Here is a 5,456-nt window from a genome sequence, read left to right as displayed (position 1 = left end):
CTGCTGGGTCCACAAGACCGCCAACGTGTTGAACAAGTTCCCGAAATCCATGCACCCGGCGGTGAAGGCCGACCTCCGGGAGATCTGGCAGGCCGAGACGCGCGCGGCCGCCGAGGCCGCCCTGGATACCTTCGCAGAGAAATATGGCGCCAAGTACGACAAGGCCGTGACCTGCCTGACCAAGGACCGCGAGGCGCTGCTGGCGTTCTACGACTTCCCTGCCGACCACTGGGACCACCTCCGCACGGGCAACCCCATCGAGAGCGTCTTCGCCACAGTTCGGCATCGGACCGTCCGGACCAAGGGCGCGCTCTCGCAGAAGACCGCGAAGCTCATGGTCTTCAGGCTCGTTCAGGCCGCCGCAAAGACATGGCGCCGCCTGAAGGGCGCGAACCAGTTGCCACGGGTCATCGAAGGCGTCACATTCACCGACGGAGTCGCCGCCCGCGACACCGAAACCCGCGCCGCCTGATCAGGCCGCGTCACCCAGAATCGGGCATAGCTCCTCTCCATGTCTGTCAGCATGAAGATAAGCCGCTTCTGCGAGATCGAAAAGGCGCTTGTCGATCCGCCCCCCGCCCCTCACTCCGCCCCCTTGCCGAAGAGCCCGGTGAGCGCCCGGTGGACAAGGCGCGAGACGCTCGGCGCGGGCACCGCGCGGAAGGGCAGGGGGCGGCAGACCTCCATCGCGGCGACGCCGACGCGCGCGGTGAGCGCGCCGTTGACGATCCCCTCCCCGAAGCGGCGCGAGACCCGCGACAGCAGGCTCCCGCCCGCGACCGAGTGGATCAGGTCGTCGCCCACCGCGACCGCGCCGGTGGCCACCAGATGCGTGAAGACCGCACGCAGGAGCCGCAGGCTGCCGAGCGTGCCGGAGCGTCCGCCGTAGATCTCGGCGATGCGGCGGATCATGCGGATATTCGCGGTGAGCGCCCCCACGACATCGGCGAGCGCAAGCGGCACCAGCGCCGTGACCGCCGCCACCTGCCGCGCCGCGGCCTCCACCTCCGCCCGCGCACGGGCGTCGAGCGGCGCGAGAAGTTCGCGCTCGGCCAGGCCGAGGAGCGCCTCGGCGTCGAACTGTTCCCCCTTGCGCTCGGCGAGGCGCCGGCGGCCCCACTCCGCCTCGGCCCGCCCGGCGTAGAGCGCCTCCAGCTGCGCCACCAGACGGCGTGCGCCCTCCAGATCGGCCTCGGCATGCGCGGTGTCCGCCGCGCGGTGCAGCGCGTCGATCCGCGCGAGCCGCGAGAAGGCCGCGACCTCCTTCACCGCGATGGCGAGCAGCACCACGACGAAGGCGGCGAAAAGCACCGTCACGCCCCAGCCGAGGATCGGTTGCCGGTCCATGAGGCCGGTGGCGAAATCCCATGCCGTGACGGAGAGCACGGCGGCCAGCAGGGCAGCCGCGAGCCCCCAGAACCACCGCGCGAGGCGCGAGGGCCGCGCGGCCGCAAGCGCGGCGGCGCGCTGCATGGCCCGGCCCTCCGGCGCCTCCGGCTCGGGCACCGGCGGCGCCTCGGCGGGGGAGGCCTGCGCGTCGTCTCCGATCTCGATCACCACGGGGCCTTGCCGGTCGCTCATGGGGCGTAACCCTCCCGGTGCCAGTCGAGGCGCAGGTCCGGCAGGCCCTCGTCGTTGTCGCGCCCGTCGCCCTCGGACATGATCCGGAACCCCGCGCGACGGTAGAAACGGAGCGCGGCCCCGTTGGCGGCGAAGGTGCGCAGGCTCAGCGCCGGGCTCTCCGCCTTGGCCCGATCGAGGAGCGCGCGGCCCACGCCCCGCCCCGTCGCGCCCTCGGCGACGTAGAGCGCGTGGATGAAATGCCCCTCCCGTGCGAGGAAGCCCTGCACCGCGCCGCCCTCCTCGGCCACCGTGACCCAGCCGCGGTCGATCATCCGGCCGCAATGCGCCACCGTCTCCGCCCCGCTCATCAGGCAGGGTATCCAGGGCGTGGTCCGCGCGAAGTCGTGCAGGATCGCCCCCACCGCGCCGGCGTCGAGCGGCGCGGCGCGGCGCAGGGCAAGCGTCGCCGCGCTCACAGCCGGTCCCCGATCAGGAACTGTGCCGCCCGGTCGAGCCGGATGTGCGGCGGCCCTTCGCCGGGGCGCAGCGTCAGCGGCGCGGGGGCGAAGCGCGGCGCGTCGTAGTCGCCGGCCTGCCAGTCCATCGCGCCCAGGAGCTGCGCGGGATCCTCCGGCAGCGCGCCGGGCGAGACGGCCACCTGCCGCCCGTCGGTGAGCCGCCCGCGCACCAGGTCACGCCGCGCGCCATCGTGCTCGCGCGTCTCCTCGGTGGTCGCGCGCAGGCTTGCGATGGCCATGGCCCGCGTCTCCGCGCCGGCGTATTGCGCGCGGTCGCGCGCCTGGCGCAGGAGCGCCTCCATCAGCGCGGCGAGGCGCGGGTGCTGCGTGTGGTGCAGGTGATCCGCCTTGGTCGCGGCGAAGAGGATGCGCTCCACCCGCCGCCCGCGCAGAAGCTGCGAGAGGACGCTGTTGGTCCCCGGCCGGAAGGCGCCGAGGATGTCCGACATCGTGCGCGACAGATCGGCCAGCGCCGCCGGTCCGTGCGCCACCGCGTCAAGCGCGTCCACGAGCACCACCTGCCGGTCGATCCGGGCGAAGTGGTCGCGGAAGAAGGGGCGCACGACGCGCGCCTTGTAGGCTTCGAACCGTCGCGCCATCTCGCGCCAGAGCCCGCGGCGGGGTGCGTCGGCCTCCCGCGGGAGGGGCGCGAAGGTCAGCGCGGGCGAGCCCGCCAGCTCGCCCGGCATCAGGAAGCGTCCCGGCGAGGTGTCCGATAGCCCGCCGGCGCGCATCGCGGCGAGCGCCTCGGTATAGCGCGCGGCGAGCGCCTGCGCCTCGGGCTCGCCCCAGTCGCGCGTGCCCTGCGCGGCCCGCGCGGCGGCGAGGTAGGCCGCCGCCTCCGGCTCGGGGCGTGCCGCCAGGCGGGCCAGCACGGCCTCGGCCCAGTCGGCGTAGTCCATGTCCATCAGGCCCAGATCGAGCAGCCATTCGCCCGGGTAGTCCACGATGTCGAGATGCACGATCCGCGGCCCCGAGAGCCCGGCGAGGAGCCCGGTGGGCCGCACCCGGAGCGAGAGGCGCAGCTGGCTGATCGCGCGCGTGCCCTCGGGCCAGTGCGGCGCGGCGGCGGTGAGCGCGGCGAGGTGGCGCTCGTAGTCGAAGCGCGGCACCGCGTCGTCGGGCTGCGGCTGCAGGTAGGCGGCCTCGATCCGGCCCTCGGCGGCGGCGATCAGGCCCGGCATCCGCCCCCGGTCCAGCAGGTTCGCCACCAGCGAGGTGATGAACACGGTCTTGCCCGCCCGCGACAGGCCGGTGACGCCGAGGCGGATCACCGGCTGGAACGCTTCGCCGATCGTGTCCCCGACCCGGCCGACCCCTCGGGTCAGCTCGTCGGCGAGCGTGCCAATCACCACTGCGCGGCCCTCCTTGTGGCGCCGCCAAGATAGGCACCGGCGCCGCGCGACGCCAGAGGCGGGGCCAGAGGTGGGGCCAGAGGCGGGCCTTGCCGCGCGCCCGTGCCCCCGCTATGCGGCCGACCCATGCCCCGCTACGCGCTGAAGATCGAGTATCACGGCGGCCCCTTCGCCGGCTGGCAGCGGCAATCCGGCCTCGCCACCGTGCAGGGCGCGCTCGAGGACGCGCTCGCCCGGCTGGAGCCCGGCCCCTTCGCCGTCGCCGCCGCGGGGCGGACGGACGCGGGCGTGCATGCGCTGGGGCAGGTGGCGCAGGCGGAGATGGCGCGCGACTGGGACCCGTTCCGCCTGTCGGAGGCGCTCAACCACCACCTGAAACCGCACCCTGTCGCCGTGGTCGCCTGCGCGCGGGTTGCGGGCGACTGGCACGCGCGCTTCTCGGCGGTGGAGCGGCGCTATCTTTTCCGCATCCTGATGCGCCGGGCGCCGGCCACCCATGCCGCGGGCCTCGTCTGGCAGGTGCCGCGCGCGCTCGACGCGGGCGCGATGCGCGCCGCGGCGGCGCATCTCGTCGGACGGCACGACTTCACAACCTTCCGCGCCGCGCTCTGCCAGGCGAAGAGCCCGGTCAAGACGCTCGACGCGCTTGAGGTCGAGGAGGTGGCGGGCCTCTGGGGGCCGGAGCTCTGGCTGCGCGCGCGGGCGCGCTCCTTCCTGCACAACCAGGTCCGCTCGATCGCCGGCACGCTGGAACGCGTCGGCGCAGGCGCATGGGCGCCGGAGGACGTGCGCGCCGCGCTCGCCGCGCGCGACCGAGCCCGCTGCGGCCCCGTCGCGCCGCCGCAGGGTCTCTATCTCGCAGAGGTGCGCTACCCGGTGGACCCCTTCGCCTGAGCCGCGCGGGCCTGCACGCCTTGTCGAGACCGCCTGCCCGTGACCACGGCGTGCGAGGGGCCGGCCTGCTTGAGCTTGAGGACGCCTCTGAAAACGCGCTCTTCCGGACGGCGGGCGGCCTTCCCGGCGCATGACGTCGGGCCGCAGAGCGCGGACACAAAGGCGATGACGAGTAACTCGCTCCCGGTCAAATGCAATTCGCTTGGAAAGGGGTATTCGTCCTCGACAGTTCGCGAAAACGCCTCGCCATGCCGAAAGCAGGAACCGCGACCCCGTCAATAGCGTGATGCATCTCATTCGCGATGATGCAGCAGTTTCCCGGGCATGCGCGGCGCGGCTGTCCCGGTTTCCGTCCGGCCATCAGAAGTCGCATACCGCGTGGAGCCTTGGGCTGCAGGCTCATTGACCGTCAAAGCCAGAAGATCACGGCTGCGGCCAGCGCGATGGCAGACAGGAAGACCTTCGGGCAGCGGTCGTGAGGCGGGTGGCGATCCGGCGCCAGTCCCTCAGGCCGCCGAACATGATCTCGATGCGGTTGCGGCGCTTGTATCGCCGCTTGTCGTACCGGAACCGCCACCTCGCCGCGCCGGGACTCGCGCTGCGCTCGGGCACGCTGGTGGAGCGTAAGGGGCGAACGCCATGCGTTCGAGAGAGCCCGCGAACAGCATCGACGCGCCCTCCTCGACGAAGAACGCGGCCGGGCCGCGCGACCCCGGGATGTCATCGACGAAGACGGGCACCGACTGGTTCTTCGGCAGTGAGGACTGGTTCTTGGGCAGTGAGGTGGAGTCTGCCCTCCAACGCCGATCCCGGCCATTCGGGCTGGCAGATACGTCGAAACCGCGCGTGCCAACGCGCGAGGTCCGACGTCAGAACGACCGTGACCCGCAAGCCGCGAAGCCGAAGCGGTAGTTCAGAGGATCTTTTGGCGTTCTCGTTGAGCTTACGACCAGGGCCCGTATCCTGCATCGACGAAGTCGACGGGAAACGCTCTTCGAAATCCTTTTTCAGCGGCGTGCTACGGCAGCGTCCCGCCATCTTTTGAGCTTTTTCCAGCCTGCACGACTTGCTATCCGTGACCCCGCCTGCAATGGGCGCACGATGCAAGGACGTGCCGATGTGGCAT

The 5,456-nt window shown here is 72.4% G+C and carries 5 protein-coding genes and 1 pseudogene; 2 read left to right on the top strand and 4 right to left on the bottom strand.

Features of this window, described 5'->3' with window-relative positions:
- Positions 1-472 (top strand): transposase (locus ACESL7_RS12490; RefSeq protein WP_372893645.1); only part of this gene is annotated, 472 nt, incomplete at its 5' end.
- Between the two features lie 110 nt (positions 473-582).
- On the opposite strand, the gene ACESL7_RS12485 is transcribed toward ACESL7_RS12490, so the two are convergent.
- The 3 genes from ACESL7_RS12485 to ACESL7_RS12475 are packed head-to-tail and all read right to left on the bottom strand — an operon-like array spanning position 583 to position 3,436.
- Positions 583-1,581, bottom strand: a complete 999-nt coding sequence (locus tag ACESL7_RS12485) for a YcjF family protein (protein ID WP_372893644.1) — start codon at positions 1,579-1,581, stop codon at positions 583-585.
- The gene (locus tag ACESL7_RS12480; protein WP_372893643.1) at positions 1,578-2,039 is read right to left on the bottom strand and encodes a GNAT family N-acetyltransferase; all 462 of its coding nucleotides are present in this window, start codon (positions 2,037-2,039) and stop codon (positions 1,578-1,580) included. Before ACESL7_RS12480 ends, ACESL7_RS12485 begins: the two co-directional genes overlap by 4 nt.
- On the bottom strand, positions 2,036-3,436 hold the full coding sequence (locus tag ACESL7_RS12475; protein WP_372893642.1) for a YcjX family GTP-binding protein: 1,401 nt from the start codon (positions 3,434-3,436) through the stop codon (positions 2,036-2,038). Before ACESL7_RS12475 ends, ACESL7_RS12480 begins: the two co-directional genes overlap by 4 nt.
- 126 nt (positions 3,437-3,562) lie before the next feature.
- On the opposite strand from ACESL7_RS12475, the gene truA reads away from it, so the two are divergent.
- On the top strand, positions 3,563-4,330 hold the full coding sequence (gene truA, locus ACESL7_RS12470) for a tRNA pseudouridine(38-40) synthase TruA (RefSeq protein WP_372893641.1): 768 nt from the start codon (positions 3,563-3,565) through the stop codon (positions 4,328-4,330).
- Positions 4,331-4,739: 409 nt separating this feature from the next.
- On the opposite strand, the pseudogene ACESL7_RS12465 reads toward truA, so the two are convergent.
- Positions 4,740-4,897: pseudogene (locus ACESL7_RS12465) on the bottom strand (IS5/IS1182 family transposase); the annotation flags it as partial.
- Positions 4,898-5,456 lie beyond the last annotated feature (559 nt).

The organism is Rhodosalinus sp., from assembly GCF_041685465.1.
Taxonomy (GTDB): Bacteria; Pseudomonadota; Alphaproteobacteria; order Rhodobacterales; family Rhodobacteraceae; genus Rhodosalinus.
This window is presented reverse-complemented; position numbering and strand designations above follow the sequence as displayed.

Coding starts and splice junctions, on each gene's coding strand:
- ACESL7_RS12485 (WP_372893644.1), bottom strand. CDS start 1,581: ATGAGCGACCGGCAAGGCCCCGTGGTGATCGAGATCGGAGACGACGCG.
- truA (WP_372893641.1), top strand. CDS start 3,563: ATGCCCCGCTACGCGCTGAAGATCGAGTATCACGGCGGCCCCTTCGCC.